This window comes from Azonexus sp. MM2026_4 (assembly GCF_055901855.1).
The window spans coordinates 1016393-1042986 of sequence record NZ_CM148380.1; the positions used below are offsets into that span (position 1 = coordinate 1016393).

The window sequence follows — 26594 nt, forward strand, 5'->3', positions numbered from 1 at the left end:
GGCATCGCCGGGCTCAGAAAGCGGCCAGCGATTGGAGCGCAGCGAGGCCGTGGCGATGCTGCCGATACCAGTCGCCGCCGACTTCGCCGAAGAAACTCAGGCCGGCATCGACGACCCCGGCGTCATAGACCGTCCCGGCGCCGCGGCGCAATTCCCGGACCGCATCGTCGAAGCTGCGTCCCGGACGGTAAGGCCGATGCGAGACGATCGCGTCGAAAACGTCGGCGACGGCGATGATCTTCGCCTCCAGGCAGATTTCGTCCCCCTTCAGGCCCTGCGGATAACCACTGCCGTCGAGACGCTCGTGGTGCTGCAGGATCATGTCGGCAATCGGCCAGGGAAAATCGATGCCGCACAAAATCTCGTAGCCGGTCTGCGAATGCTGCCGGATGATCGCGTATTCGGGCGTGCTGAGCGCCCCGGGGCGGTTGAGGATTTCGGCCGGCACCGAAATCTTGCCGATGTCGTGGATGCTCGCCCCGAGATGCAGACCCAGGCGGAAATCGTCGCCCAAGCCCATGACGCGGGCGATTTCGCTGGCCAGCGCGGCCACCTGGCGTTGATGCCCGGCGGTGTAGGGATCGCGTTTCTCGATGGCAAGCGCGATCGCCTCGACCATGCTGGAGAAGGAAGCCGCCACCTGCAGCGCCTGCTGGCGCGTCCTCTCCTCGGCCAGTTTGAGGGCGGTGATGTTCTCGTGCGAGACGACGGCCCGGATCCGGTGCCCCGGTGCGAACGGCGTCGCCGTCAGCAGGAACCAGCGGCGCTCGTCCGGCGCGTGGCACGGGTATTCGAGCTGGAAACGTTCCCGGCTGCCGTCGAGCACGCCGCGCAAGCCGGCGACGACGGCACCGGCCAGCACGCTGTCGTCGGAGGCGCCGCCTTCTCCCGCCTGTTCCGCCAGCGGCGCCAACAATTTCAGGTAGTTGCAGCCGACGCCGTAATCCGGCAGGCAACAGCCGTTGCCATCGTAAAACCGTCGCCAGGCCAGATTGACCGCAACGATCTCCCCTTCGCCGTCGATCAGTGCAACGTGCGCCGTCAGCGCATCGATGACCGACCGGGAATCCGCAGACAATGCTTCCATTTTTATCGTCGGACGGCAGTCCGCTTATTTTGTCGTTGGCAGGCAGAATACTACTAAGGTAATAACAAAGCCACCAAAGCAGTAAGCCGCATGCCACTTTTGGCGTTATGCGAGAAAGGCGACATTTTTCGGCGATAATCGCTCCTCTTCGCCGTCACGAATATCGATCCAGTGAATCCCCATCTGAACCAACTCCAGCCTTACCCCTTCGAAAAGCTGCGCGCGCTGTTCGCCGGCGTCACACCGGACCCGCAATACCGGGAAATCAAGCTGTCGATCGGCGAGCCGCAGCATGCGACGCCGCAGTTCATCATGGACGCGCTGCACGCCAACCTGCGCGGCCTCGCCAACTACCCGACGACGCAGGGCATCCCGGCCCTGCGCCAGGCGATCAGCGCTTGGTGCGCCCGCCGCTACGACATCGCCGTCGATCCGGAAAGCGAAATCCTGCCGGTCAACGGCTCGCGCGAAGCGCTGTTCTCCTTTGCCCAGGCAGTGATCGACCCGAGCCGGGGCAGCCCGATCGTCGTCAGCCCCAATCCCTTCTACCAGATCTACGAAGGCGCGGCTTACCTGGCCGGTGCCGAGCCGCGCTTCCTGAACAACCTGCCGGAAAACGGCTTCGCCTTCGACTACGAGCAATTGACGCCGGAAGAATGGGCGCGCGTGCAGCTGTTTTACGTCTGCTCTCCCGGCAACCCGACTGGCAAGGTCTTGTCGCTCGACGACTGGAAGACGCTGTTTGCGCTGTCCGACAAGTACGGTTTCGTCATCGCCTCCGACGAATGCTATTCGGAAATTTATTTCGACGAAGCCAACCCGCCGATCGGCGGCCTTCAGGCGGCGAAGCTGCTCGGCCGCAATTTCGACCGACTGGTGATGTTCTCCAGCCTGTCGAAGCGTTCCAACGTGCCCGGCATGCGTTCCGGCTTCGTCGCCGGCGATGCGAAGCTGCTCAAGGCTTTCCTGCTCTACCGCACCTACCACGGCTGCGCCATGGCGCCCCCGGTGCAGGCCGCCTCGGTCGCCGCCTGGAACGACGAGGCGCACGTGCTCGACAACCGCAACCAGTACCGCGAGAAATTCGCCGCCTGCACGCCGCTGATCGCCTCGGTGCTCGGCACTGGCATGCCGGACGCAAGTTTTTATCTTTGGGCGAAAACGCCGATTGCCGATAGCGAATTCGCCCGCGGCCTGCTCGAACACTATAATGTCGTAGTCCTGCCCGGCAGTTTCCTTGCCCGCGATTCCCAGGGCGTCAACCCGGGTGCCGGTTTCGTTCGCATCGCCCTGGTCGCCGGCCTGGAGGAATGCCTGGAAGCCAGCCGCCGCATCGTTCAATTCACACAACAACTGTAACCAAGAGAGAACCGCCAAATGAGCCATCCGTTGCAAGCCACCATCGACGAACTCTGGGAAAAGCGCACCGAGCTGACCACCCAATCGACCGACGCGATCCGGATCATCGAATCCGTGATCGGCGATCTGGACAGCGGCAAGCTGCGCGTCGCCGAGAAGGTGGGTGGCGAGTGGGTCGTCAACCAGTGGGCCAAGAAGGCCGTGCTGCTCTCCTTCCGCACCCGCGACAACCGCGTCCAGGAAGCTGGCGACGTGCGCTTCTACGACAAGGTCGACACCAAGTTCCAGGGCTGGAGCGAAGAACAGTTCAAGGCCGGCGGCTTCCGCGTGGTGCCGGGCGCCTTCGCCCGCAAGGGTTCGCACATCGCCAGGAACGTCGTGCTGATGCCGTCCTTCGTCAATATCGGCGCCTTCGTCGATGAAGGCACGATGGTCGACACCTGGGCCACCGTCGGTTCCTGCGCGCAGATCGGCAAGAACGTGCACCTCTCCGGCGGCGTCGGCATCGGCGGCGTGCTCGAACCGATCCAGGCCGGCCCGGTCATCATCGAGGACAACTGCTTCATCGGCGCCCGTTCGGAAGTCGTCGAAGGCGTCGTCGTCGGCGAGAACTCGGTGATCTCGATGGGCGTGTACATCGGCCAGAGCACGCCGATCTACGACCGCGAAACCGGCGAAATCAGCTACGGCCGCATCCCGCCGGGTTCGGTCGTGATCTCCGGCTCGCTGCCCAAGGACAACGGCCGCTACAGCCTTTACGCCGCGATCATCGTCAAGAAGGTCGACGCCCAGACGCGCTCCAAGACGAGCATCAACGAACTGTTGCGCGCTTAACTTTCCTCCCGCGGAGGTCTTGCCATGATCCTCGACAAACTGTTCCAGCTGATGTCGGAAAAGCAGGCATCGGATATCTTCATTTCTGCCGGCACCCCGATCCACATCAAGATCCAGGGAACGACCATGCCGGTCAACCAGCAGATCATGTTGCCCGACATGATCGAAAAGATCGCCTACGAGCTGATGTCGCCGGATCAGGCCAAGACCTTCGAGGCCACCAACGAGATGAACCTCTCGTTCGGTGTGCCGCAGGTCGGCAACTTCCGCATCAACCTGTTCCGTCAGCGCGGTTCGATCGGCATCGTCGTCCGCTTCATCCTCGGCAACATCCCGCCGCTCGACACGCTCGGCATGCCGCCATTGCTCGGCGAGCTGATCATGGAGAAACGCGGCCTGATCCTGATCGTCGGCGCTACCGGTTCCGGCAAATCGACGACCATCGCCTCGATGCTCGACCACCGCAACTCGACGCGCGCCGGCCACATCCTGACCGTCGAGGACCCGATCGAATTCCTGTTCAAGCACAAGAAATCGATCGTCAACCAGCGCGAAATCGGCATGGACACGCACGACTGGAACACGGCGCTGAAGAACGCGATGCGCCAGGCGCCGGACTGCATCCTGATCGGCGAAATCCGCGACCGCGACACCATGCAGGCAGCCATTTCCTATGCCCAGACCGGCCACCTGTGCCTGGCGACGCTGCACGCCAACAACTCCTACCACGCGCTCAACCGGATCATCAGCTTCTTCCCGCTGGAGAACCGACCGGCGCTCTTCCTCGACCTCTCGGTGGCGCTGCGCGCGATCGTCTCGCAACGCCTGGTGCGCAACCCGGACGGCAAGCGCCTGCCGACCTGCGAAATCATGCTCAACACCCGCCACATCAGCGAACTGATCGAGCGCGGCGAAGTCCAGGGCATCAAGGACGCGATGGAGCAGACGCTGGCGCCGGGATCGCAGACCTTCGAACAGGATCTCTTCCGCCTCTACCACGAAGGCTCGATCACCCTCGACGAAGCGCTGGCCAACGCCGATTCGCCGACCAACCTGTCGTGGCTGATCAACAACTCCGAGTTCAATTCCAACACGGGCAAGGACGAGAAGAAACCCGACATCTCGCTCGAATTCGACAGCACCGACGAAGGCGGTGCCTCGTTCAAGGAATTCCAGCTCAGTCTCGCCGACGACGACGAAACCCACTGATGACCGACCCCACTCTCGAACTGGCACGCCGACTCATGGCGTGCCCGTCCGTCACGCCCGACGACGCCGGCTGCATGGACATCCTCGGCGCGCGTCTGAGCGCCGTCGGCTTTTCCCTCGAATGGCTGGACCGCAACGGCACCCGCAACCTCTGGGCGCGCCGCGGCAATACGGCGCCGCTGTTCGTCTTCGCCGGCCATACCGACGTCGTGCCGACCGGCCCGCTGGAAAAATGGACCAGCCCCCCATTTGCCCCGGAAATCCGTGACGGCAAGCTCTACGGGCGCGGCGCCGCCGACATGAAGACCGGCGTCGCCGCCGCCGTCACCGCCGTCGAAGCCTTCGTCGCCGCCCACCCTGAACACCCCGGCTCGCTCGCCTTCCTGCTCACCTCCGACGAGGAAGGCGACGCCAACGACGGCACCGTCGCCGTCACCGAAGCCCTGCAGGCGCGCGGCGAACGGCTCGACTACTGCATCATCGGCGAACCGACCTCGGTCAACACGCTCGGCGACATGATCAAGAACGGCCGCCGCGGCTCGCTCTCCGGCGTGCTCAACGTCAAGGGCATCCAGTGCCACATCGCCTACCCGGAAAAGGGCCGCAACCCGATCCACCAGGCGGCGCCGGCCATCGCCGAACTGGCGGCGACCGAGTGGGACCAGGGCAACGAATACTTCCCGCCGACCACCTGGCAGATCTCCAACATCCACGGCGGCACCGGCGCGACCAACGTCATTCCCGGCCAACTGGAAATCAAGTTCAACTTCCGTTTCTCCACCGCCAGCACGCCGGAAGGCCTGCAGCAGCGCCTGTGCGCCATCCTCGACCGGCACGGCCTGGACTACGAGATCAAATGGACGCTCGGCGCCCGCCCCTTCCTGACCGGACGCGGCCCGCTGGCTGACACGGCGGTCGAGGCGATCCGTGCCGTTTGCGGCATCGAGACCGAACTGTCGACCACCGGCGGCACTTCGGACGGCCGCTTCATCGCGCCGATCTGCGGCCAGTTGCTGGAAATCGGCCCGTCCAACGCGACCAGCCACAAGATCGACGAGTGCATCGCCGTCGACGCCCCGGCGCAACTCTCGGCGATCTACCGCCGCATCCTGGAAAAAATCCTCCTCGCATGACCGCTCACGCCCAGCACGAACTGATCACCGTCCGCGACTTCATCCGCTACGCGGTCAGCCGCTTCAACGCCGCCCACCTGTTCTTCGGCCACGGCAGCGACAACGCCTGGGACGAGGCCGTCTACCTGACGCTGCACACGCTGCACCTGCCGCTCGACCGCCTCGAACCCTTCCTCGACGCGCGCCTGCTGCCGGACGAGCGCGTCCGCCTGCTCGACCTCTACAGCCGCCGCTGCCAGGACCGCCTGCCCGCCGCCTACCTGACCAACGAGGCCTGGCTGGGCGACGACCGCTTCTACGTCGACGAGCGCGTCATCGTGCCGCGCTCCTTCATCGCCGAACTGCTCGACGAACAACTGGCGCCGTGGGTCGCCGACCCGTGGGCCGTGGAAAACGCGCTCGACCTGTGCACCGGTTCCGGCTGCCTGGCGATCAAGCTGGCGCTGAACTTCCCCAACGCCCGGGTCGACGCCGTCGACCTGTCGCAGGACGCGCTCGCCGTCGCCGAGCGCAACATCGCCGACTACCGCCTCGCCGACCGGGTGCACCCGGTCCGCTCCGACGCTTTCGCCAAGCTTGGCGGAAAACGCTACGACCTGATCATTTCCAACCCGCCCTACGTCGACGCCGAAGCCGTCGCCGCGCTGCCGCCGGAATACCTGCACGAGCCGGAAATGGCGCTCGGCTCTGGCGACGATGGCCTCGACTTCACCCGCATCATCCTCGCCGAAGCAAAGAAACATCTGACCGAAGACGGCATCCTCGTCGTCGAGATCGGCCACAACCGCGCTGCGCTCGAAGCCGCTTACCCCGACCTGCCCTTCACCTGGCTCGACACCGCCGCCGGGGACGAATACGTTTTCCTGCTGCATGCCGCCGATCTACCCGACTGAAGCGGCAGCTTGAAACTCTACGAACTCCCCAGCCCGTTCGACCTCCAGACCGGCACGGTGCTGATGCTCGAACCGGAATGGACGCCCGCCTGGGAACTGCGCATGCAGTTGCTCGACGAAAGCTACCTGAAGCCTTTCGTCATCGACGACGGCAAATCGCGCTACCTCTATTTCAGCGTCCACCTGATGCAGAGCGAGATGGCGTTGAAGGCGCCGCACGACCTCGCCTTGCGCTACACGCAGAAAATGATGGGCTTCCTGCTCTTCCACCCGCGCCCGAAACGCATCGTCCTGATCGGGCTGGGCGGCGGTTCGATCGTCAAGTTCTGCCACCGCCGGCTGCCCGGCGTGCACATCACCGCCGTCGAACTCGACCCCGACGTGATCGCGCTGCGCGACGCCTTCTTCGTACCGCCGGACGACGAACGCCTGCAGATCGTCGCAGGCGACGGCGCCGAGTTCATCGCGCAGGCCGAGAAAGGCATCGACGCGCTGCTGGTCGATGCTTTCGACCGCAGCGGCTACGCGCCGGAACTGGCCAACCGCCAGTTCTTCGAAAACGCCTTCGCCAAACTTTCCGGTGACGGCGTGCTGGTGGTCAACCTGGCCGGCGACAAGGAGAGCTATGCCGGGCTGATCGGCGAGGTGATGCATGTCTTCGACGACCAGGTGATCGTCATCTCGGTGCCCGACGACGGCAACCACATCCTCTACGCGTTCAAGGAAAAGTACTTCGAACCGCGCTGGCGCTGGCTGCACAACCACGCCAAGGAACTGCGCGCCCGCCTCGGCCTCGACTTCCCGGCCTTCGCGCAGAAGATGGAACGCTCGGCCAAGCTCGGCTTCGCCCGGCGCGAGGCGATCCGCGGCCGGTAAGGCGGTTTGTCGCCGCGGCATCGGCGTTGGCATGCCGTTTGCAATTGCTCCGCATCAACGACAACGGAGCCCGCCAAATGATCGTCACCGGCATCAATTCCCTTTCCAGCGCCTGGCAATCCGGAAAAATCGCCGACGCCGGGCGGCAAATCGCTGCCGCCCCCCCGGCAACGCTTGCCGACAAGGTCAGCATCTCCAGCGCCGCCCGCGCGCTGCTCGCCAGTGATGCCGGGGTCGAAGCGCGGCTGGAGCAGATCAAAAGCAAACCTGCCGTCGAACGAAGCGCCGCCGACACCGAATACCTGCTGGCCAACGACAAGCGGCTGGCCGAAATCCGGGCCAAGGACCCGCAAACCCTGACCGCCGATGAAGTCGATTACCAGCAGAAGGCCGGCGGCTTCGTGAACACCATGGCCAACCTGTTGACCGCCGAGAAGGCGCTCTACGACGAGATGGTCGCCGCCGGCAACTACGCGGCGGTCGAAGGCATGAACCTGATCGCGCTGGCCCGCCAGGGCATGGGCGGCCAGCAGGTGACGCTGCCCGACGGCAGCAGCTTCGACCCGACGACGACCGAAATCAGCCCGGAAAACATCCGCAAGCTGTTCACGGCGATGTTCGTCGATAGCGACGGCGCCAGCGCCAAACGTCTCGCAGCGCTGGCCGGCTACCTCGAACAGCGCCCGGCAAGTGCCTGATCAGCCGCCGGCGATTTCGCCTAGGATCGCCCGCAGCAACTGCCAGCAGCGCTCGACCGACGCCACCTCGACCCGCTCGCCGGGCGCGTGCGCGCCGTGGATGGTGGGGCCAAAGGAAACGATGTCGAGGCCCGGGTATTTGGCGCCGATCAGCCCGCATTCGAGGCCGGCGTGGATCACCTGGACCTTGGAGTCGCTGCCGAAATCGCGTTTGAACACCGCCTGGCAGGTGCGCAGCAGCGCCGACTCCGGGTTCGGCTGCCAGCCCGGATACTGGCCGGATTTTTCGGCGGCGGTGCCGGACAGCGCGAACAGGCTGACGATCTCGTCGGCGAGCGCCTCGGCGGCACGGTCGACCAGCGAGCGGACCATGAAATTGCAATAGCCGGCAGCCGGCGTCAGCTCGACGATGCCGAGGTTGTTCGAGGTTTCGACGACGCCCGCCACCTGCCGGCTGACACGTTTGACGCCGTGCGGCGCGGCGTGCAGCGAGGCGAGCCAGGTGAATTGTTCCTCACCGGCCATCACCGCATCGGCCGTCGCCGTTTCCGCGCCCAGCGCAACACCGTCGTCGACGCCGCGCAGCAGTTCGCACAGTGCCGTCTGCTGCGTCGCCAGCCAGGCATCGAGCCCAGCGGCGTCAGGCAAGGCGAGCACGGCGAAGGCCTCGCGCGGCAGCGCGTTGCGCGCCGAACCGCCGTGCAGCGAGACCAGACGATAAGGCATGACGCCGGCCAGGTCGTGCAGGACACCGACCAGCAGCTTGATCGCGTTGCCGCGTTCCTCGTGGATATCGACGCCGGAATGGCCGCCGCGCAAGCCGCGCAGCGCGATCCGGCGCACCGTCCAGCCGGCCGGCAGCGGCTCGTGATCGCCGTCGCGGCGGACGTTGACGTCGAGCCCGCCGGCGCAGCCGAGGTAGAACTCGCCCCAGGCCTCGGTATCGAGGTTGAGCATCAGCGACGCGTCGAGCAGCCCTGGTTCGAGGCCGCGGGCGCCACCCATGCCGGCTTCCTCATCGACCGTGAGCAGCGCCTCCAGCGGGCCATGGCGCAGCGTTTCGTCTTCCAGCGCAGCAAGGATCAGCGCCACGCCGATGCCGTTGTCGGCGCCCAGCGTCGTCTGACCGGCGACCAGCCAGCCGTCGCGCAGTTCGGGGACGATAGGATCGCGGGAGAAGTCGTGGGCGCTGTCGGCGTTTTTCTGGCAGACCATGTCCAGGTGTGCCTGCAGGACGACGGTCGGGGCATGTTCGCAGCCGGGCGTCGCCAGCTTCTTCAGAATCAGGTTGCCGGCGCGGTTGACGCTGGCGGCGAGCGATCTCTCCCGCGCCCAGGCCAGCAGCCTGTCGCGTAGCGCGGCTTCGGCCTTGGAAGCGCGTGGCGTCGCGCAGAGCGTGGCGAAATGCCGCCAGACGACGGACGGTTGCAGGCGGGAGAATAGTTCGGGCTGCGACATGGGCAAAAATCCGGGCAAAAGCGGCAGCTTAACCAATGGCCGGCCGGCGGTGAAGTACGGACGATTATCGAAAAACCAATGTCCTATGCCTTTGACGTACAATCCCGGCGCACCAGCCGGACCTCTTCCGATGATCTCGATCTACCAGCTCAAGCCCGCTTTCCAGAATCTCCTGCGTCCTCTCGCGACCCGCCTGGCGCAACTCGGTGTCACCGCCAATACCGTCACCGTGGCGGCGATGCTGCTGTCGCTGCTGCTCGGCGGCGTTCTCTACCTGTTCGGCGCGAGCGCACCGCAGCTCTTCCTGCTCTTGCCGGCCTGGATGTTCCTGCGCATGGCGCTCAACGCGCTGGACGGCATGCTGGCCCGCGAGTTCGGCCAGCAAACACCGCTCGGCGCCTACCTCAACGAACTGAGCGACGTCGTCTCCGACGCCGCGCTCTACCTGCCTTTCGTCCTCGTCCCGCCGTTCGGCTGGGCGAGCATCGGCGCCGTCGTCTTCCTCGCCGCGCTCTCCGAAATGGCCGGCGCGCTCGGGCCGATGGTCGGCGCCCCGCGCCAGTACGACGGCCCGCTCGGCAAGAGCGACCGCGCCTTCCTGTTCGGCTGCCTGGGCTTCTGGCTCGGCCTCGCCGGCAGCCTGCCGGCAGCCGTTTTCTGGCTGATGCCGCTGGCTGCCGCCGGCATCGCGCTGAACATCGTCAACCGTATCCGCAGCGGCATCGCCGCCATCACCCCATGACCCGAATCGCCGAAAACCACCACGTCCCCTGCAGCGACGGCAGCGCCCTCTTCTACCGCCGCTGGCCCGCCGTCGCGCCGCAACGTCGCGGCGCCGTCGTCCTCTTCCACCGCGGCCACGAACACGGCGGGCGCATGGCCCACCTGGTCGACGAACTCGATCTACCCGATTTCGACTTCTACGCCTGGGATGCCCGCGGCCACGGCAACTCGCCGGGGCCGCGCGGCGATTCGCCGAGCTTCGGGCAATCGGTGCGCGACGTGCAGACCTTCATCGAACACATCCGCGATACCTGGGGCGTGGCCGAGCGCGACATGGCGGTGCTGGCGCAAAGCGTCGGCGCCGTGCTGATCAGCACCTGGGCCCACGACTACGCGCCGCGCGTGCGCTGCCTGGTGCTCGCCTCGCCGGCGTTCAAGGTCAAGCTCTACGTCCCCTTCGCCCGCCCCGGACTGCGCCTGCTGCGCGCGCTGCGCGGCAATTTCTTCGTCAACAGCTACGTCAAATCGAAGTTCCTGACCCACGACCCGGCGCGCCAGGCGTCCTACGACAGCGACCCGCAGATCTCGCGGCCGATCTCGGTCAACATCCTGCTCGCCCTCTACGAGGCGGCCGACCGCGTCGTCGCCGACGCGCAGGCGATCACCGTGCCGACCCAGCTCCTCGTCTCCGGCGCCGACTGGGTCGTGCATCACGCGCCGCAACACGAATTCTTCGAGCGCCTGGGAACGAGCGCCAAGGAGAAGCACGTCCTCGACGGCTTCTACCACGACACCTTCGGCGAGAAGGATCGCCACGTCGCGACTTCGCTGGCGCGCAGCTTCATCCTGCGCCAGTTCTCGCTGCCCTGGTCGCGTCCCGACCTGCGCCAGGCGCACCGCCAGGGGCCGACCTTCGACGAGGCGCAGGCACTTGCCCGCCCGCTCGCCCTGTTCAGCCCGCGCGGCCTGTACTGGGCTTTCTACCGCCTCGGCATGAAGCTCGGCGGCCTGCTCTCCGCCGGCGTCGCGCTCGGTCACCGCACCGGCTTCGATTCCGGCAGCACCCTCGACTACGTCTACCGCAACACGCCGACCGGCCGCGGCCCGCTCGGCCGACTGATCGACCGCAACTACCTCGACGCCATCGGCTGGCGCGGCATCCGCCAGCGCAAGCTCAACATCGAGGAACTGCTGCGCGCGGCGCTCAGCCGCCTGCAGGCGGAGGGCCAGCCGCTGCGCATCCTCGACATCGCCGCCGGCCACGGCCGCTACGTGCTGGAAGCGCTGGCCGACGCGCCGCGCCCGGAATCCGTCCTGCTGCGCGATTTCAGCCCGCTCAACGTGGACCAGGGGAGCGCCCTGATCGCCGCCAAGGGCCTGAGCGACATCGCCCGCTTCGAGCGCGGCGACGCCTTTGACCGCACCTCGGTGGCGGCGGTAACGCCGGCGCCGACGCTCGGCATCGTCTCCGGGCTCTACGAGCTGTTCCCCGACAACGACCGGGTCGCCGCCTCGCTGGCCGGCATGGCCGACGCCATCGCGCCGGGCGGCTACCTGATCTACACCGGCCAGCCCTGGCATCCGCAGCTCGAACTGATCGCCCGCGCGCTGACCAGCCACCGCGACGGCGAGGCCTGGGTGATGCGCCGTCGTACCCAGGCGGAGATGGACCAGTTGGTCAGCGACGCCGGCTTCGAGAAGATCGAGCAGCGCATCGACGCCTGGGGCATCTTCACCGTCTCGCTGGCCCGCCGCCGGCCGGCATGAACGGCAAGCCGCCACTGCCCTGGAAACGCAGCCTGCTCTGGCTGCTCTTCCTCGGCCCTTTCTTCTTTCTCAGCTACGGTCAGGCGAACCAGCTGGCGGCCAGCCGCGAGACGGTGGCCAGCCTGTATTTCGCCTGGGAAAGGCAGTTGCCCTTCCTGCCCTGGACCATCGTTCCCTACTGGTCGATCGACCTCCTCTACGGGCTGTCCTTCCTCTGCTGCCGCGACGCCCGCGCCGTCGACCGGCACGGCCAGCGCCTGCTCGCCGCGCAAGTGATCGCCGTCGCCTGCTTTCTCGCCTTCCCGCTGCGCTTCGCCTTCGCCCGCCCAGCGACCGACGGCCTGGCCGGCGCCATGTTCACCGCCCTGAGCGCCTTCGACCAGCCGTACAACCAGGCGCCGTCGCTGCACATCGCCCTGCTCGTCCTGATCTGGTTCCAGTTCGCCAAATTGCCGCTGGCCCGCCCCTGGCGCCTGCTGGTGCACGGCTGGGCGCTACTCATCGGGATTTCCGTGCTGACCACCTGGCAGCACCATTTCATCGACGTCCCGACCGGCGCCGCGCTCGGCCTCTTCTGCCTCTGGCTGCTGCCGGAAGGCGGCCTGCGCTCGCCGCTGCAGCGCGCCGCCGATGCCGGCCACTTCCGGCTGGCAGCGCTCTATGGCGGCGCTGCGGCAGCCCTGCTGGCGGCCGCCATCGGCCTCGGCGGCCTGGCGCTGCTCCTCGCCTGGCCGGCGCTCGCGCTGCTGCTGGTCGCCTGGAACTACGCCTGGGCGGGCAGCGCCGGATTCCAGAAGCAGGCCGGCGGCCACAGCCTCGCTGCGCGCTGGCTGTTCGCGCCCTACCAGTTCGCCGCCTGGCTCAATTCGCGCTGGTGGACGCGGCGCCACCCCGCCCCGGTGCATATCGCCGGCGCCGTCTGGCTCGGGCGCATGCCCGACGCGACCGCCTATGCCGACGGCGGCTTCGGCGCCCTGGTCGACCTCAGCGCGGAGTTGCCGGCACCGCGCCTCGCCACGCCGCACCACGTCCAGCCCTGCCTCGACCTGGTGCCGGCGGCGCCGGAAGTCCTGGGCGCGGCGGCCCGCGAGATTGCCCGACGGGTGGCCGACGGCCCGGTCCTGGTCGCCTGCGCCCTCGGCTATTCGCGCAGCGCAGCGGCGGTCGCCGCCTGGCTGCAACTGAGCGGCCTGGCTGCCGACACCGAAGAGGCGATCCGCCTGATCCGCGAGCGGCGCCCGCAGGTCGCGCTCGACGACGGCTGGCGGGCGAGCCTGGCGCAAGTCGATGCCGCCGGGAGCGAACCCGCATGAGCCCGGCAGACCGCCAGCTCGCCGCGATCGGCAGCGCCATCTGCGCCGCCGCCAGCCGCATCGACGCCTGGAGCCGGCCGCTGGCGCTGCTCGCGCTGGCCGCCCTGCTGTTGCCCCAGGTCACGGCGGCAAGCGCCGCAGCACTCGCCGCCAGCGTCCTGCTCGGCCTGCTTCAAGGCTATTGGGCGCTGCGCCTGGCTTTCGACCGCCCGCTCTTCGCCCACTGGGCCGAGGCGGCTGACGAAGATGCGACAAGCGCGCTCGCCGCCTTCGACACCGCGCTGACCGGCCTCGGCTGGCCGGTCGCCGACGCCGAGCGGCCGCTCGCCCCACGCGTCGCCGGCGCCCGAGCCCTGCTCCTCCGCCAAGGCCAGGCATTTGCGGCACAATTGCTCGCTGCCAGCAGCGCCGTGCTTCTCCTGTCACTTCACTGAACGAGCATGTCTCTCGAACGCTTCCTCGCCGCCGCGCTGTGCCAGTTCGCCAAGTCCGTCACGGGCGTGCGCGCCGTCTGGCTGGACAACGCGCCCTCGCCCGGGGCCCGTATCTATTTCGCCAACCATCGCAGCCACGGCGATTTCCTGCTGATCTGGGCCTGCCTGCCGGGGGCGCTGCGCGCGCTGACCCGCCCGGTCGCCGGCGCCGACTACTGGCTGCGCGGCCGTCTGCGCCGCTACCTGATCCAGCGGGTGTTCCGCGGCGTGCTGATCGACCGCCGACCGGGGCCACACGACGATCCCCTGGCGACCATGCTGGCGCCGCTGGCCGCCGGCGAATCGCTGATCCTCTTCCCGGAAGGCACACGCAACCAGGGCGACGGCCTGCTGCCGTTCAAGAGCGGCATCCACCACCTGGCCCAGGCCAGGCCGGAGGTCGAGTTCGTCCCGGTGTGGATCGAGAACCTCGGCCGCGCCATGCCCAAGGGATCGCTGATTCCGGTGCCGCTGCTGTGTTCCCTGAGCTTCGGTCCGCCGCTCCGGCTGCAGGCCGGCGAGACCCGCCGCGCCTTCCTGTCGCGTTGCCGCGACGCCCTGCTGGCGCTGGCGCCGGCCAGTGAATGATGACCATGACCGACCTCGATCCGACCTCGACGCTGCGCCTGATCTTCGCTGGCGTCGCCGCCTTCCTCCTGCTCGCCAGCACCGTCGGCGGCGCCCTGGCCTGGCGCGGCCCGCTCGCCGGCAGTGCGCTGATCGCCAACCTGAACGCCCGCATCAACGCCTGGTGGGTGATGGTGGGCGTCCTCGCCATCGCCTTCTGGATCGGCCGCGGCGGCGTCATCCTGCTGTTCGCCTTCATCTCCTTCCAGGCGCTGCGCGAGTTCATCTCGGTCACCTACACGCGCAGTGGCGACCATGGCGCCCTGGTCTGGAGCTTCTTTTTCTTCCTGCCGCTGCAGTACGCGCTGATCGCCGTCGACTGGTACGGCCTGTTCTCGATCCTGATCCCGGTCTATGCCTTCCTGCTGCTGCCCATTTCGGCGACGCTCGGCGCGGATACCAAACGCTTCTTCGAACGCGCGGCCAAGGTGCAGTGGGGGCTGATGATCTGCGTCTATTGCGTGTCGCACGTGCCGGCGCTGCTGACGCTGGAGATTCCCGACTTCGCCGGACGCAACCTGCAACTGATCGCCTTCCTGGTCCTCACCGTGCAATCGAGCGACGTCTTCCAGTACATCTGGGGCAAGCTGCTCGGCCGCCATCCGCTGGCCCCCGGCATCTCGCCGTCGAAGACGGTCGAGGGGCTGCTCGGCGGCGTCCTCACCTCGACCGCGCTCGGCGCCGCGCTCTGGTGGATCACCCCGTTCGCGCCCTGGCAGGCGGCGTTGGTCGCGCTCTGCATCAACCTCTTCGGCTTCTTCGGCGGCCTCGTGCTGTCGGCGATCAAGCGCGACCGCGGCCTCAAGGACTGGGGTTCGATGATCGAAGGACACGGCGGCATGCTCGACCGCGTCGACTCGATCAGCTTCTCGGCGCCGGTCTTCTTCCACATCGTCCGCTACTGGTGGGTGCCCTGACGCCTTCAGTTAGAATCCAGCGCTTCGCCAACCCTCCCTCATCGCCAAGCATGCGTATCGCCGATCCCACTCAAGACACCCTGGTCAACGAAGTCAAGCTGATGCTCGACACCCTGCCGCTCGATGGCGCCCGCGTCCTCGAACTGGGCTGCGGCCGGGCCGAGAAGACGCGCACCCTAGCCGAAACCGGCAGAATCAGCGAAATCGTCGCCCTTGAGGTGGATACCATCCAGCACGAGAAGAATCTCGCCATCACCGACCTGCCCAAGGTCAGTTTCATCCATGGCGGCGCCGAGGCGATTCCGGCCGCCGACGGCAGCTTCGACATCGTGCTGATGCTGAAGTCGCTGCACCATGTACCGGTTAAGCTGATGGACCAGGCACTGGCCGAAGTCGCGCGCGTCCTCAAACCGGGCGGCCTGGCCTGGATCTCCGAACCGGTCTACGCCGGCGAAATGAACGAGGTGTTCCGCCTCTTCCACGACGAGAAGACGGTCCGCGAAGCCGCCTTCGCCGCGCTCTGCCGCGCCGTTGACCAAGGCCCGCTGGCGCTCGAACGCCAGTTGTTCTTCAATACCCGCAGCTATTTCGAGAGCTTCGAGCAGTTCGACCGCCGGATGATCCGCGTCACCCACACCGACCACGCGCTGTCGCCGGAGCTCTACGCCGCGGTCAAGGCCAGGTTCGAATCCTTCATGACCCCGGAAGGCGTCACCTTCCACCCGCCGCAACGCGTCGACCTGCTGGTCAAGCGCTGAGTCCGGACGCGCCAACGGAAAAAGCCCGTGCATCTTGCGATGTACGGGCTTTTGAATTCTGGGGCGACTGATGGGGCTCGAACCCACGACAACCGGAATCACAATCCGGGACTCTACCAACTGAGCTACAGCCGCCGCTGCAAGAAGGCGCGCATTGTAAGGCCTGTCGCCGCGGCTGTCTACAGGCTTTTTCAAATCTCCCGCAGCGGCGATTCGGCGCACGTGGCGCAATGCTTGGGCGGCTCGCCGTGATATGATTACCAGCTTTATTTTTTGGCGCCTCAAGCACAAGGAAAATTCATGGAAGCTACTACCGCACAAGCCAACGAACTCGAACGTCGCATCGACCTCTCCATCGCCATCGCCGATGTCGAGAAGGAAATGGAGCCGCGTCTGAAGCGCATGGGCCGCAACATGAAGGTGCCGGGCTTCCGTCCGGGCAAGGTGCCGTTCGCCATGGTCAAGCAGCAGTACGGCGACCAGGCTCGTCATGAAGTGCTGTCCGAGCAACTGGACCGCGCCTTCGGCACCGCCGTGACCGAGCAGAAGCTGCTGGTCGCCGGCTATCCGCGCCTCGAACCGAAGAGCACCGAAAGCACGACGCACATTGAATTCACCGCCGTCTTCGAGGTCTATCCCGAATTCGTCCCGGGCGACCTGTCGGCCGCTGAAATCGAACGTCCGCTGCTCGAAGTCGGCGCCGCCGAAATCGAAAAGACCCTCGACATCCTGCGCAAGCAGCGCGTCCGCTACGACAACGCCGAGCGCGGCGCCGAGAAGGAAGACCGCGTCGTCATCGACTTCATCGGCAAGAAGGACGGCGTCGCCTTCGCCGGCGGCTCGGCCACCGATTACCCCTTCGTCCTCGGCCAGGGCATGATGCTACCCGACTTCGAGAAGGCCGTTGAAGGCAGCAAGGCTGGCGAAACCAAGACTTTCGACCTGACCTTCCCCGAGGATTACCACGCCAAGGATCTGGCCGGCCAGACCGTGCAGTTCGAAATCACCGTCAAGCAGGTTCAGGCACCGCGCCTGCCGGAAGTCGATGCCGATTTCGCCAAGCAGATGGGCGTTGCCGACGGCGACGTCGAGAAGATGCGCGCCGAAGTCGAAGCCAACCTGAAGCGCGAAGTGAAGCGTCGCATCGAGACCCGCCTCAAGGACCAGGTCATGGACGCCCTGCTCAAGGCCAACCCGATCGCCATCCCGAACGCGCTGGTCGATATGGAAATCCAGCGCCTGATGCAGGCTGCCCGCCAGGACATGGAACAACGCGGCATGAAGGCCAAGGACATGCCGCTGCAAGCGGCGTGGTTCGCCGAGAACGCCAAGCGTCGTGTCACGCTTGGCCTGATCCTTGCTGAAGTGGTGAAGACGGAGAACCTCCAGGCCAAGCCGGAGCAGGTTCGCGCCATGGTCGAAGACATGGCCGCCAGCTACGAACAGCCGGAAGAAGTGATCCGTTGGTACTATGCTCAACCGCAGCGCCTGAGCGATGTCGAGGGCGTCGCCATCGAGAACAACGTCGTTGAATGGGTCCTTGGCAAGGCCAAGGTCACCGACAAGGCCGTCGCTTTCGATGAACTGATGAGCCAGCAATAGCAGTAAGCCGTTCTTCGTCAGAAAACCGACAGACGTATCAAATGCAACAGACAAGGGCCAACATGATTATCGACAACGCAAGCAACTGGGACCCGCAGGCTTTGGGCCTGGTCCCGATGGTGGTGGAGCAGAGCGGACGCGGCGAACGTGCGTACGACATCTATTCGCGCCTGTTGAAGGAGCGGGTGATTTTCCTTGTTGGCCCGGTCAACGACGCCAGCGCCAACCTGGTGGTCGCCCAGCTCCTGTTCCTGGAAGCCGAGAACCCGGACAAGGACATCTATTTCTACATCAATTCGCCTGGCGGCTCGGTGACCGCCGGCATGTCGATCTACGACACGATGCAATTCATCAAGCCGAATGTATCGACGCTGTGCATCGGTCAGGCGGCTTCGATGGGCGCCTTCCTGTTGTGCGCCGGCGCCAAGGGCAAGCGTTTCGCGCTGCCCAACTCGCGCGTGATGATCCATCAGCCGCTCGGCGGCTTCCAGGGCCAGGCCTCGGACATCGCGATCCACGCCCGGGAAATCCTGTCGATCAAGGACAAGTTGAACCGCATCATGGCCGAGCACACCGGCCAGCCGCTGGAACGGATCGAGAAGGATACCGACCGCGACAATTTCCTGTCCTCGGCCGAGGCCATGGAATATGGTTTGATTGACAAGGTGCTGACCCGCCGCGACGCGGTTTGATCAAGGAGAGAGGGATGTCGAAGGACGGCCAGGAAAAACTGCTCTATTGCTCCTTCTGCGGCAAGAGCCAGCATGAAGTCAAGAAACTGATCGCCGGTCCGTCGGTGTTCATCTGCGACGAATGCATCGCCCTGTGCAATGACATCGTCCGCGACGAACTGCCGGAGGAATCGGCCAAGGCCGGTCGCTCCGACCTGCCGACGCCGCGCGAGATCAGCGCCATCCTTGACCAGTACGTGATCGGCCAGGAAGTCGCCAAGCGTATCCTGGCGGTAGCGGTGTACAACCACTACAAGCGCCTGCGCCATACAGCGAAAAACACCGGCGACGTCGAACTGTCGAAGAGCAACATCCTGCTGATCGGCCCGACCGGCTCCGGCAAGACCCTGCTCGCCCAGACGCTGGCGCGCATGCTCAACGTTCCCTTCGTGATGGCCGACGCCACCACGCTGACCGAAGCCGGCTACGTCGGCGAGGACGTCGAGAACATCATCCAGAAGCTCCTGCAGAAGTGCGATTACGATGTCGAGAAGGCGCAGCAGGGCATTGTCTACATCGACGAAATCGACAAGATTTCGCGCAAGTCGGACAATCCGTCGATCACCCGCGACGTCTCGGGCGAAGGCGTGCAGCAGGCACTGCTCAAGCTGATCGAAGGCACCACCGCCTCGATCCCGCCGCAGGGCGGACGCAAGCATCCGAACCAGGACTTCGTCCAGGTCGACACCACCAACATCCTGTTCATCTGCGGCGGCGCTTTCGCCGGCCTGGAAAAGGTCATCCGCAACCGCTCCGAACGCGGTGGCATCGGCTTCGGCGCCGAGGTCAAGAGCAAGGACGACGGCAAGGAAGTCGGCAAGATCCTGCTCGACGTCGAACCGGAAGACCTGATCAAGTTCGGCCTGATCCCGGAACTGATTGGCCGCCTGCCGGTGGTGGCAACGCTGCAGGAGCTTGAAGAAAGCGCCCTCGTCCAGATTCTGACCGAACCGAAGAACGCCCTGGTCAAGCAGTACCAGAAGCTGTTCAACATGGAAGAAGTCGATCTGGAAATCCGCCCGGCCGCCCTCTCCGCCATTGCCAAGAAGGCGCTCGAGCGCAAGACCGGCGCCCGCGGTCTGCGCTCGATCATGGAACATGCCCTGCTCGACGTGATGTACGAACTCCCCGGCATGGAAAATGTCGAAAAGGTCGTCATCGACGAAAACATGATCACCGGCGACACGCCGCCGCTGCTGATCTACGCCGACCAGCCCAAGGTCTCCGGCTCGAACTGAGCCGGGGGTTCTTGAAATCCGGTTCCCCGCCCCCATCTAGGGGGCTCAACCCCATTTCAAAGGCACACTGATGTCGAACCCCAACACGCTCCCGGAAACCCTCGAACTGCCGCTGCTGCCGCTGCGCGACGTCGTGGTCTTTCCGCACATGGTGATCCCGCTGTTCGTAGGCCGCCCGAAGTCGATCAAGGCCCTCGAAATGGCCATGGAGTCCGGCAAGCAGATCATGCTGGTGGCCCAGAAGTCGGCCGCCAAGGATGAGCCGGAGGCCGAAGACCTCTACAGCATCGGCTGCCTGGCCAACATCCTGCAGATGCTCAAGCTGCCCGACGGCACCGTCAAGGTTCTGGTCGAAGGCACCCAGCGCGCCCGCATCGAAGCCATCGACGTCCAGTCCTCGGTGTTCATGGCCACCGCGCTGCCGCTCAAGCAGACTGGCACCGAAGACCACGAGATCGAGGCGATGCGCCGCGCCGTCGTCGCCCAGTTCGACCAGTTCGTCAAACTGAACAAGAAGATCCCGCCGGAAGTCCTGTCGTCGATCACCGGCATCGAGGATGCCGGCCGCCTGGCCGACACCATCGCCGCCCACCTGCCGCTGAAGATCGAGCAGAAGCAGGAAGTGCTGGAGATGGACAACGTCCGCGAACGCATCGACCGCCTGCTCTCGCAGCTCGAATCCGAAATCGACATCCTGCAGGTCGAGAAGCGCATCCGCGGCCGCGTCAAGCGGCAGATGGAAAAGAGCCAGCGCGAGTACTACCTGAACGAACAGGTCAAGGCGATCCAGAAGGAACTCGGCGAAGGCGAGGAAGGTGCCGACCTCGAGGAACTCGACAAAAAGATCGCCGCCGCCGGCATGAGCAAGGAAGCGCTGGCCAAGGCCCAGGGCGAACTGAAGAAGCTGCGCCTGATGTCGCCGATGTCGGCCGAAGCCACTGTCGTGCGCAATTTCATCGAGACGCTGATCGGCCTGCCGTGGCGCAAGAAGACGCGCATCAGCAAGGATTTGCGTGCTGCCGAGAAGATCCTCGACACCGACCACTTCGGCCTGGAGAAGGTCAAGGAACGCATCGTCGAATACCTCGCCGTGCAGCAGCGCGTGGACAAGGTCAAGGCACCGATCCTCTGCCTGGTCGGCCCCCCGGGCGTCGGCAAGACCTCGCTCGGCCAGTCGATCGCCAAGGCAACCAACCGCAAGTTCGTGCGCATGGCGCTCGGCGGCGTTCGCGACGAGGCCGAAATCCGTGGCCACCGCCGCACCTACATCGGCTCGATGCCGGGCAAGATCCTCTCCAGCCTGACCAAGGTCGGTGTCCGTAACCCGCTGTTCCTGCTCGACGAAGTCGACAAGCTCGGCCAGGATTTCCGCGGCGACCCGTCGTCCGCGCTGCTCGAAGTGCTCGACCCGGAACAGAACAACACCTTCCAGGACCATTACGTCGAAGTCGATTTCGACCTCTCCGACGTGATGTTCGTGGCCACCGCCAACACGCTGAACATCCCGGCGCCGCTGCTCGACCGCATGGAAGTGATCCGCCTCTCCGGCTACACCGAGGACGAGAAGGTCAACATCGCGATGCGCTATCTGCTGCCCAAGCAGATGAAGAACAACGGCGTCAAGAAAACGGAGTTGGTCGTCGCCGAAAGCGCGATCCGCGACATCGTCCGCTACTACACCCGGGAAGCCGGCGTGCGCGCGCTCGAACGCGAAATCTCCAAGATCTGCCGCAAGGTGGTCAAGACGCTGGTACTCAAGTCGCGCGACAGCAAGATCACGGTCAACGCCCGCAATCTCGACAAGTACCTTGGCGTCCACCGCTACACCTTCGGCATGGCCGAGAAGGAAAACCAGGTCGGCCAGGTTACCGGTCTGGCCTGGACCGAAGTCGGCGGCGAACTGCTGACCATCGAGTGCGCCAACATGCCGGGCAAGGGCAACATCATCCGCACCGGCTCGCTCGGCGACGTCATGAAGGAATCGGTCGAAGCTGCCCGCTCGGTCGTGCGCGCCCGCGCCCGCCGCCTTGGCATCAAGGACGAGATCTTCGAGAAGACCGACATCCACATCCACGTCCCCGAGGGCGCCACGCCCAAGGACGGCCCCTCGGCGGGCATCGCCATGACCACCGCGCTGGTCTCGTCCTACACTGGCATCCCGGTGCGCTGTGACGTGTGCATGACCGGCGAGATCACGCTACGTGGCGAAGTGCTGGCCATCGGCGGCCTCAAGGAGAAGCTGCTGGCAGCCGTGCGCGGCGGTCTGAAGACGGCGCTGATCCCGGAAGAGAACGCTAAGGACCTGACCGAAATGCCGGAAAATCTCAAGAACCGCATCGAGATCGTGCCGGTGAAATGGATCGACCAGGTGCTCGAGCGTGCCCTGGAAAGCCTGCCGCAGGCCTTGCCCGACACTGGAGAAGCAACGCCCGGGCTGGCCGCCGGCAACGAAGACCCGGTCAGCAAGACGGTCCTTACCCATTGATTTTAAAAGGCCGGCTGCCGACAGCAAAAAAAGGCCATCGGCAGCCCCCTCGAAACCCCGGTCGATCGGCTCAGAATCCGCTTGACACAAGGATTTCGGGGGGGATATAAATCGCCCCTCGCAGAATTTTCACCACTCCAAACTTCCACTAGGGGACCTACATGAACAAGACTGAACTGATCGATCAGATCGCCGCTGCCGCCGATATTTCCAAGGCTGCTGCAGGCCGTGCGCTGGACGCCGCCGTTGACGCCATCAAGGGCGCACTGAAGGAAGGCGACAGCGTCAACCTGATCGGTTTCGGCACCTTCTACGTCGGCGAGCGCGCCGCACGTACCGGTCGCAATCCGCGTACCGGCAAGAGCCTGGAAATCAAGGCTGCCAAGTCCCCGAAATTCCGCGCCGGCAAGGGCCTCAAGGACGCAGTTAACTGATATACTGCCGCTCCTTCTGCGCCAGGCGCAGACGGGTGCTTAGCTCAGTTGGTAGAGCGTCGCCCTTACAAGGCGAATGTCGGCGGTTCGACCCCGTCAGCACCCACCAATTCGAAACCCCGCTCCGGCGGGGTTTTTTCATTTGCGACAAACTCCGCCATTTCTGCGAAAACCCCTTGCAATCTGGCTCCACGCCCGTATAATGCGCGGCTCTGACAGCGCGCCCGTAGCTCAGTTGGATAGAGTACTTGGCTACGAACCAAGGGGTCGGGCGTTCGAATCGCTCCGGGCGCGCCATTCAGAAAACATGGATTTCCTTCCGGGGAAAATCCAGCTTCGTAAGACAGCGCGCCCGTAGCTCAGTTGGATAGAGTACTTGGCTACGAACCAAGGGGTCGGGCGTTCGAATCGCTCCGGGCGCGCCAAAACGAAGCAAGCACCGCCACTGCGGTGCTTTTTTTTCGCCTCATTCCGGCGGATTGCCGGTTTCCGCGCCGCGGAACATCGCCGGCGTCAGGTCATACTTCTGCAACAGGCGGTAGAACTCGGTGCGGTTGCGATCGGCGATGCGCGCCGCGTCGGCGACACTGCCATCGGTCAGCTTGAGCAGCCGGACCAGGTAATCCCGTTCGAAACGCCGCTTGGCCTCGGCGTAGCTCAAGGCTTCCATCACCGGCACCCGCAGCGAGCGCTGGACCAGAGAGGCCGGGATCAGAGGCGTCGAACACAGCGCGCAGCACTGCTCGACGACGTTCAGCAATTGTCGGACGTTTCCCGGCCAGCCGGCGGTCGCCAGCGCCTCCAGCGCATCCGGTGCGAAGCCGCTGATCGGCTTGCCGTATTTCTCGGCCAGCTTGCGCAGGAAGTGCGCCGCCAGCAGCGGAATGTCCTCGCGTCGCTCCTCGAGCCGCGGCAGCGTCAGCGAGACGACATCGAGCCGATAGTAGAGATCCTCGCGGAACTGCCCCTGCGCCATCGCCGTCTCCAGGTTACGATGGGTCGCCGAAAGAAGGCGGATGTCGACCGGCTCGGCGCTGGTGCTACCCACCTGGCGCACCACCCGCTCCTGCAGGACGCGCAGCAGCTTGACCTGCAGCGCCAGCGGCATGTCGCCGATTTCGTCGAGGAACAGGGTGCCGCCGTTGGCGGCCTGGACCAGGCCACTGCGGGCACTGGCGGCACCGGTGAAGGCGCCCCGGACATGGCCGAAGAGCTCCGATTCGAGCAAGGGCTCGGGAATCGCCCCGCAATTGATGGCGATGAATGGCCCCTGGGCGCGCGCGCTGGCGCGGTGGATGGCGCGCGCCAGGACTTCCTTGCCGGTCCCGCTTTCGCCACGGATCAGGACGCTGGCGTCGGAAGCGGCAACCATCCGCGCATCGGCCAGCAACTCGGCCATGCAGGTGCTGCGATAAACGATGTCTTCCAGCCAGCGGCCGTCGTCCGTCGGCAGCGGCTGCGCCTCGGGGGCAGCGGAAACCAGCAGCGCCTGATCGATCTTGGCGAGCAGCGTCTGGCTATCGAAAGGCTTGGTCAGGTAACCGAAAACGCCGCGCGAGGTTGCCTCGACCGCATCGGGAATGGTGCCATGCGCAGTCAGCAGGATCACCGGCAGGCTCGGCCGCGTCGTCCGCAACTCCTCGAACAGCGACAAGCCGTCGCGCCCGGGCAAGCGGATATCGCTGACCACCAGCCGCGGCGGATCAACGGCAATGCTGGCCAGCCCCTCCTCCGCCGAAGTTGCCGGGGTGACCCGGAAGCCACGCGCGTGCAGGCGCATCGTCAGCAGACGGCGGATGTCCTCGTCGTCATCGATGATCAGGACATGCGCGCCAACGGCGCCGGCGCGGCTCACCGCGCCCCTCCCGCAGCGGGCAGCGCCGGTCGCTGCGGCAGGCTGCGCTCAATCTCGGCGAGCCGATCGATCTTTTCCTGCAGTTCCTGAACCTTTTTCTGACTCTCCTTCAATTGCTGGGCCTGCCGGTCCACCGCTCCCTCCAGACGCTGCCGTTCGTTCAACTGGTCGGCCAGCAACCGGGCCAGCGGCTGCAGGGCCTGCGCCCCCGGCCGGGACGATTTCAGGATGGACTCCAGCAAGGCAATCGCCCGTGCCAACTCGACATTTCCCTGGCGGGGCTGCAGCAGCAGGAAAGCCAGCCGCATCTGCGCCTCCGGATCGGAGCCACGCGTCGCCAGCTCGCTCCGTTCGCGGACCAGTTCGTTGCCACTCATGCCCGCCAGTGTCTGGCGATACTCGAGTGCCTCATCCAGCGCCGATGCACGCTCGCCGGGCGAGGGAAAAACCGTCGTCGTCGGCGCACTGCTACATCCGGCCAACAACGCGACAACAAGTATCAGGTACGAAAATCTATTTTTCATCCGGCAAATCCAATTGGAAGACGGCACCGATATCGCTGCCGACAAGTTTGATCCGAGCCCGCATGGCTTGGGCAAGTTCCCTGACGATGGAGAGTCCGACCCCGCTCCCTCCTCTGGCCACCGGCGCCGGCCGACGCCCCTGGACGAAGGGCTCGAAGATGCGCTGGACATCCTCGGCGGCCACCCCAGGTCCCTGATCGCGGCAGACGATGCGCCAGCCGCCCTTGAGCCGCTCCGCCGTCAAGCGGACGACACCGCCCTGCGGACTGAAATCGATAGCGTTGGCCAGCAGGTTGTCGAGGATCACCGCCAGCTTGCCCGGATCGAGACGCGCCCGCCCTTCCCCGGCCTCGACCTGAACCCCCACCTGGCGCGCCTGCCCGCGTAATTCGTGGCGCTGCGCCGCCTCGTTCAGCACCTGGCGCATTTCGACCTGAAGCAGATTCAGGCGACGCGCATCGAACACCGCCGCGTTAAGTCGCAACAGACTCTCGATCTGGCACTGCAGGCTATCCACCTTGTGCCCGAGAATGCGGGTCACCTCGCGCTGGCCCTCGCTCAAGGGGCCGGGCACTTCCTCGGCGAGCAGCGCGATACCCTCCTTCAGCGCGGTCAATGGCGTTTTCAGTTCATGCGAAACGTGACGCAGCGTCCGTTCCCGATCCGCCTCCAGTCCCGCCAGATGAGTGCGCAAGCCATCCAGGCGCTGCCCGAGTCGACGCAGGTCGGCCGGACCGCAAACCTCGAAGGGAGCGTCGAAGCGTCCTTCGCCCAAGCGCCCGATCGCCTTTTCCAGTTGCTGCACAGCCCGCACCAGCCACCACCCCATGGCCATGGCGACCAGCACCGCCCCCAGCAGGGCAAGCGCCAGACGGCTGCCGAGTTCGACCCGACGCTGCTCGAGCTGATCCAGCAAGCGCTCGTTGCCACCATCGATCCAGCGCTTTGCCAGCGCTTGTATTTCGTCGTTGAGCACCGCCAGCCGATCAAGCTGATCGGCAAGACTACCCCGCGGCGGCGTCTGCTCGATACCGTCGCGCAGCAGCCCGGCCTGTTCCCGCCAACGACTGGACAAACCGAGCAATCCATCCACGGGCGTTGCCTCGATACGCTCGAGTTGCTCCAGCGCCCCCGCGAGATGGGCGTCGAAACGCTCGCGCAGCAAGGCATCGCCGAGCACCAGGTATTGCCGGGCACTGCGTTCGATATCGACGCTTCGCTCGCCGAGAGCTTGCACGGCGGTGCTCAACTGCAGAGCCTGGGCATTACGTTCGCGGCTTTGCGCAACCATCCCTTCGAGCAACAACCAGCCGTGAATTCCGACCCCACCCAGCAGCAAGACCACGATCACGAACCCGGCGAACAAGCCCTGCCTGAAGGAGAGCCATCTCATCTAAAAAACCCCATGGAATCATTAACATAAGCAAATGTCGGAAACAAGCGACATTCTATCCCCTTGTCCTGAATGACTTCTGGAAGAGTCGCAAAAAATCTGTCGCCATATACCGACAAATGATCGGCAAGATTGCCGACACCCTCTCGTAACATGATGAATCCAATGAAGTTACAAAGCTGGCACAGTTATCGCAACGGGATAGCC

At 65.3% G+C, this 26594-nt stretch carries 24 protein-coding genes and 4 tRNA genes; 22 read left to right on the forward strand and 6 right to left on the reverse strand.

Annotation, left to right across the window (positions count from 1 at the left end; genetic code table 11):
* Positions 1-13: 13 nt before the first annotated feature.
* Positions 14-1087, reverse strand: coding sequence for an HD-GYP domain-containing protein (locus AC0KWY_RS04715; RefSeq protein ID WP_474028489.1), 1074 nt, complete (start codon positions 1085-1087; stop codon positions 14-16).
* 171 nt (positions 1088-1258) lie between these two features.
* On the opposite strand from AC0KWY_RS04715, the gene dapC reads away from it, so the two are divergent.
* The 7 genes from dapC to AC0KWY_RS04750 all read left to right on the forward strand — a co-directional run bounded on the left by dapC (position 1259) and on the right by AC0KWY_RS04750 (position 8089).
* On the forward strand, positions 1259-2446 hold the full coding sequence (dapC, locus tag AC0KWY_RS04720) for a succinyldiaminopimelate transaminase (RefSeq protein ID WP_474028490.1): 1188 nt from the start codon (positions 1259-1261) through the stop codon (positions 2444-2446).
* 18 nt (positions 2447-2464) lie between these two features.
* Positions 2465-3280 carry a 2,3,4,5-tetrahydropyridine-2,6-dicarboxylate N-succinyltransferase gene (gene dapD, locus AC0KWY_RS04725; protein WP_474028491.1) on the forward strand — a complete coding sequence of 272 codons (816 nt, stop codon included), beginning with the start codon at positions 2465-2467 and terminating at the stop codon, positions 3278-3280.
* A gap of 24 nt (positions 3281-3304) precedes the next feature.
* Entirely contained in the window at positions 3305-4489 is a 1185-nt protein-coding gene (locus tag AC0KWY_RS04730) for a PilT/PilU family type 4a pilus ATPase (RefSeq protein ID WP_474028492.1), read from the forward strand.
* Positions 4489-5622, forward strand: a complete 1134-nt coding sequence (gene dapE / locus AC0KWY_RS04735) for a succinyl-diaminopimelate desuccinylase (protein WP_474028493.1) — start codon at positions 4489-4491, stop codon at positions 5620-5622. The genes AC0KWY_RS04730 and dapE overlap by 1 nt, the downstream gene beginning before the upstream one ends.
* A complete protein-coding gene (prmB, locus tag AC0KWY_RS04740) occupies positions 5619-6515 on the forward strand; it encodes a 50S ribosomal protein L3 N(5)-glutamine methyltransferase (protein WP_474028494.1) in 897 nt (298 codons plus the stop codon). The genes dapE and prmB overlap by 4 nt, the downstream gene beginning before the upstream one ends.
* 9 nt (positions 6516-6524) lie before the next feature.
* Complete coding sequence (locus AC0KWY_RS04745; RefSeq protein ID WP_474028495.1) at positions 6525-7391, forward strand: spermine/spermidine synthase domain-containing protein; 867 nt, start codon at positions 6525-6527, stop codon at positions 7389-7391.
* A 77-nt stretch (positions 7392-7468) separates the two neighbouring features.
* Positions 7469-8089: a hypothetical protein gene (locus tag AC0KWY_RS04750; protein WP_474028496.1), complete on the forward strand. Its 621-nt coding sequence runs from the start codon at positions 7469-7471 to the stop codon at positions 8087-8089.
* Here AC0KWY_RS04750 and AC0KWY_RS04755 read toward each other — a convergent pair whose 3' ends face one another.
* Positions 8090-9547, reverse strand: a complete 1458-nt coding sequence (locus AC0KWY_RS04755; protein ID WP_474028497.1) for an aminoacyl-histidine dipeptidase — start codon at positions 9545-9547, stop codon at positions 8090-8092.
* Between the two features lie 130 nt (positions 9548-9677).
* Between AC0KWY_RS04755 and AC0KWY_RS04760 the strand changes: the two genes are divergently transcribed.
* Genes AC0KWY_RS04760 through AC0KWY_RS04790 form a run of 7 tightly spaced genes read left to right on the forward strand, consistent with a single transcriptional unit; the run spans position 9678 to position 16125 of the window.
* Entirely contained in the window at positions 9678-10289 is a 612-nt protein-coding gene (locus tag AC0KWY_RS04760) for a CDP-alcohol phosphatidyltransferase family protein (protein WP_474028498.1), read from the forward strand.
* The gene (locus AC0KWY_RS04765; RefSeq protein WP_474028499.1) at positions 10286-12037 is read left to right on the forward strand and encodes a bifunctional alpha/beta hydrolase/class I SAM-dependent methyltransferase; all 1752 of its coding nucleotides are present in this window, start codon (positions 10286-10288) and stop codon (positions 12035-12037) included. Before AC0KWY_RS04760 ends, AC0KWY_RS04765 begins: the two co-directional genes overlap by 4 nt.
* Positions 12034-13350, forward strand: coding sequence for a phosphatase PAP2/dual specificity phosphatase family protein (locus tag AC0KWY_RS04770; protein ID WP_474028500.1), 1317 nt, complete (start codon positions 12034-12036; stop codon positions 13348-13350). Before AC0KWY_RS04765 ends, AC0KWY_RS04770 begins: the two co-directional genes overlap by 4 nt.
* On the forward strand, positions 13347-13784 hold the full coding sequence (locus AC0KWY_RS04775) for a hypothetical protein (protein ID WP_474028501.1): 438 nt from the start codon (positions 13347-13349) through the stop codon (positions 13782-13784). Before AC0KWY_RS04770 ends, AC0KWY_RS04775 begins: the two co-directional genes overlap by 4 nt.
* Positions 13785-13790: 6 nt before the next feature.
* Complete coding sequence (locus AC0KWY_RS04780) at positions 13791-14411, forward strand: lysophospholipid acyltransferase family protein (protein ID WP_474028502.1); 621 nt, start codon at positions 13791-13793, stop codon at positions 14409-14411.
* The gene (locus AC0KWY_RS04785; protein ID WP_474028503.1) at positions 14411-15367 is read left to right on the forward strand and encodes a phosphatidate cytidylyltransferase; all 957 of its coding nucleotides are present in this window, start codon (positions 14411-14413) and stop codon (positions 15365-15367) included. Before AC0KWY_RS04780 ends, AC0KWY_RS04785 begins: the two co-directional genes overlap by 1 nt.
* Before the next feature lie 50 nt (positions 15368-15417).
* A complete protein-coding gene (locus tag AC0KWY_RS04790; RefSeq protein ID WP_474028504.1) occupies positions 15418-16125 on the forward strand; it encodes a class I SAM-dependent methyltransferase in 708 nt (235 codons plus the stop codon).
* A 59-nt stretch (positions 16126-16184) separates the two neighbouring features.
* On the opposite strand, the gene AC0KWY_RS04795 is transcribed toward AC0KWY_RS04790, so the two are convergent.
* Positions 16185-16260, reverse strand: a tRNA-His gene (locus AC0KWY_RS04795).
* A 165-nt stretch (positions 16261-16425) separates the two neighbouring features.
* On the opposite strand from AC0KWY_RS04795, the gene tig reads away from it, so the two are divergent.
* The 8 genes from tig to AC0KWY_RS04835 all read left to right on the forward strand — a co-directional run bounded on the left by tig (position 16426) and on the right by AC0KWY_RS04835 (position 23040).
* Positions 16426-17727 (forward strand): trigger factor, encoded by a 1302-nt coding sequence (gene tig, locus AC0KWY_RS04800; protein WP_474028505.1) that lies wholly within the window; start codon positions 16426-16428, stop codon positions 17725-17727.
* A gap of 62 nt (positions 17728-17789) precedes the next feature.
* Positions 17790-18419, forward strand: a complete 630-nt coding sequence (gene clpP, locus AC0KWY_RS04805) for an ATP-dependent Clp endopeptidase proteolytic subunit ClpP (RefSeq protein ID WP_474028506.1) — start codon at positions 17790-17792, stop codon at positions 18417-18419.
* Between the two features lie 14 nt (positions 18420-18433).
* Positions 18434-19696, forward strand: coding sequence for an ATP-dependent Clp protease ATP-binding subunit ClpX (gene clpX / locus AC0KWY_RS04810; protein ID WP_474028507.1), 1263 nt, complete (start codon positions 18434-18436; stop codon positions 19694-19696).
* Positions 19697-19766: 70 nt separating this feature from the next.
* A complete protein-coding gene (lon, locus tag AC0KWY_RS04815; protein WP_474028508.1) occupies positions 19767-22181 on the forward strand; it encodes an endopeptidase La in 2415 nt (804 codons plus the stop codon).
* A 161-nt stretch (positions 22182-22342) separates the two neighbouring features.
* A complete protein-coding gene (locus AC0KWY_RS04820) occupies positions 22343-22615 on the forward strand; it encodes an HU family DNA-binding protein (protein ID WP_374327525.1) in 273 nt (90 codons plus the stop codon).
* Between the two features lie 33 nt (positions 22616-22648).
* Positions 22649-22724: transfer RNA gene (locus AC0KWY_RS04825), tRNA-Val, on the forward strand.
* A 111-nt stretch (positions 22725-22835) separates the two neighbouring features.
* A tRNA-Arg gene (locus tag AC0KWY_RS04830) sits at positions 22836-22912 on the forward strand.
* Between the two features lie 51 nt (positions 22913-22963).
* Positions 22964-23040 (forward strand) — tRNA-Arg (locus tag AC0KWY_RS04835).
* Between the two features lie 41 nt (positions 23041-23081).
* On the opposite strand, the gene AC0KWY_RS04840 is transcribed toward AC0KWY_RS04835, so the two are convergent.
* Genes AC0KWY_RS04840 through AC0KWY_RS04850 form a run of 3 tightly spaced genes read right to left on the reverse strand, consistent with a single transcriptional unit; the run spans position 23082 to position 26387 of the window.
* Entirely contained in the window at positions 23082-24470 is a 1389-nt protein-coding gene (locus AC0KWY_RS04840) for a sigma 54-interacting transcriptional regulator (RefSeq protein ID WP_474028509.1), read from the reverse strand.
* Positions 24467-24994 carry a permease gene (locus tag AC0KWY_RS04845; RefSeq protein ID WP_474028510.1) on the reverse strand — a complete coding sequence of 176 codons (528 nt, stop codon included), beginning with the start codon at positions 24992-24994 and terminating at the stop codon, positions 24467-24469. Before AC0KWY_RS04845 ends, AC0KWY_RS04840 begins: the two co-directional genes overlap by 4 nt.
* Complete coding sequence (locus AC0KWY_RS04850) at positions 24984-26387, reverse strand: sensor histidine kinase (protein ID WP_474028511.1); 1404 nt, start codon at positions 26385-26387, stop codon at positions 24984-24986. Before AC0KWY_RS04850 ends, AC0KWY_RS04845 begins: the two co-directional genes overlap by 11 nt.
* Positions 26388-26594: the final 207 nt, after the last annotated feature.

What these genes read in the sequence shown, in the direction of transcription:
- AC0KWY_RS04715 (WP_474028489.1), bottom strand. Translation starts at nt 1,087, where the DNA reads ATGGAAGCATTGTCTGCGGATTCCCGGTCGGTCATCGATGCGCTGACG.
- dapD (WP_474028491.1), top strand. Translation starts at nt 2,465, where the DNA reads ATGAGCCATCCGTTGCAAGCCACCATCGACGAACTCTGGGAAAAGCGC.
- AC0KWY_RS04730 (WP_474028492.1), top strand. Translation starts at nt 3,305, where the DNA reads ATGATCCTCGACAAACTGTTCCAGCTGATGTCGGAAAAGCAGGCATCG.
- dapE (WP_474028493.1), top strand. Translation starts at nt 4,489, where the DNA reads ATGACCGACCCCACTCTCGAACTGGCACGCCGACTCATGGCGTGCCCG.
- prmB (WP_474028494.1), top strand. Translation starts at nt 5,619, where the DNA reads ATGACCGCTCACGCCCAGCACGAACTGATCACCGTCCGCGACTTCATC.
- AC0KWY_RS04750 (WP_474028496.1), top strand. Translation starts at nt 7,469, where the DNA reads ATGATCGTCACCGGCATCAATTCCCTTTCCAGCGCCTGGCAATCCGGA.
- AC0KWY_RS04755 (WP_474028497.1), bottom strand. Translation starts at nt 9,547, where the DNA reads ATGTCGCAGCCCGAACTATTCTCCCGCCTGCAACCGTCCGTCGTCTGG.
- AC0KWY_RS04760 (WP_474028498.1), top strand. Translation starts at nt 9,678, where the DNA reads ATGATCTCGATCTACCAGCTCAAGCCCGCTTTCCAGAATCTCCTGCGT.
- AC0KWY_RS04765 (WP_474028499.1), top strand. Translation starts at nt 10,286, where the DNA reads ATGACCCGAATCGCCGAAAACCACCACGTCCCCTGCAGCGACGGCAGC.
- AC0KWY_RS04770 (WP_474028500.1), top strand. Translation starts at nt 12,034, where the DNA reads ATGAACGGCAAGCCGCCACTGCCCTGGAAACGCAGCCTGCTCTGGCTG.
- AC0KWY_RS04775 (WP_474028501.1), top strand. Translation starts at nt 13,347, where the DNA reads ATGAGCCCGGCAGACCGCCAGCTCGCCGCGATCGGCAGCGCCATCTGC.
- AC0KWY_RS04780 (WP_474028502.1), top strand. Translation starts at nt 13,791, where the DNA reads ATGTCTCTCGAACGCTTCCTCGCCGCCGCGCTGTGCCAGTTCGCCAAG.
- AC0KWY_RS04785 (WP_474028503.1), top strand. Translation starts at nt 14,411, where the DNA reads ATGACCATGACCGACCTCGATCCGACCTCGACGCTGCGCCTGATCTTC.
- AC0KWY_RS04790 (WP_474028504.1), top strand. Translation starts at nt 15,418, where the DNA reads ATGCGTATCGCCGATCCCACTCAAGACACCCTGGTCAACGAAGTCAAG.
- tig (WP_474028505.1), top strand. Translation starts at nt 16,426, where the DNA reads ATGGAAGCTACTACCGCACAAGCCAACGAACTCGAACGTCGCATCGAC.
- clpP (WP_474028506.1), top strand. Translation starts at nt 17,790, where the DNA reads ATGATTATCGACAACGCAAGCAACTGGGACCCGCAGGCTTTGGGCCTG.
- clpX (WP_474028507.1), top strand. Translation starts at nt 18,434, where the DNA reads ATGTCGAAGGACGGCCAGGAAAAACTGCTCTATTGCTCCTTCTGCGGC.
- lon (WP_474028508.1), top strand. Translation starts at nt 19,767, where the DNA reads ATGTCGAACCCCAACACGCTCCCGGAAACCCTCGAACTGCCGCTGCTG.
- AC0KWY_RS04820 (WP_374327525.1), top strand. Translation starts at nt 22,343, where the DNA reads ATGAACAAGACTGAACTGATCGATCAGATCGCCGCTGCCGCCGATATT.
- AC0KWY_RS04845 (WP_474028510.1), bottom strand. Translation starts at nt 24,994, where the DNA reads ATGAAAAATAGATTTTCGTACCTGATACTTGTTGTCGCGTTGTTGGCC.
- AC0KWY_RS04850 (WP_474028511.1), bottom strand. Translation starts at nt 26,387, where the DNA reads ATGAGATGGCTCTCCTTCAGGCAGGGCTTGTTCGCCGGGTTCGTGATC.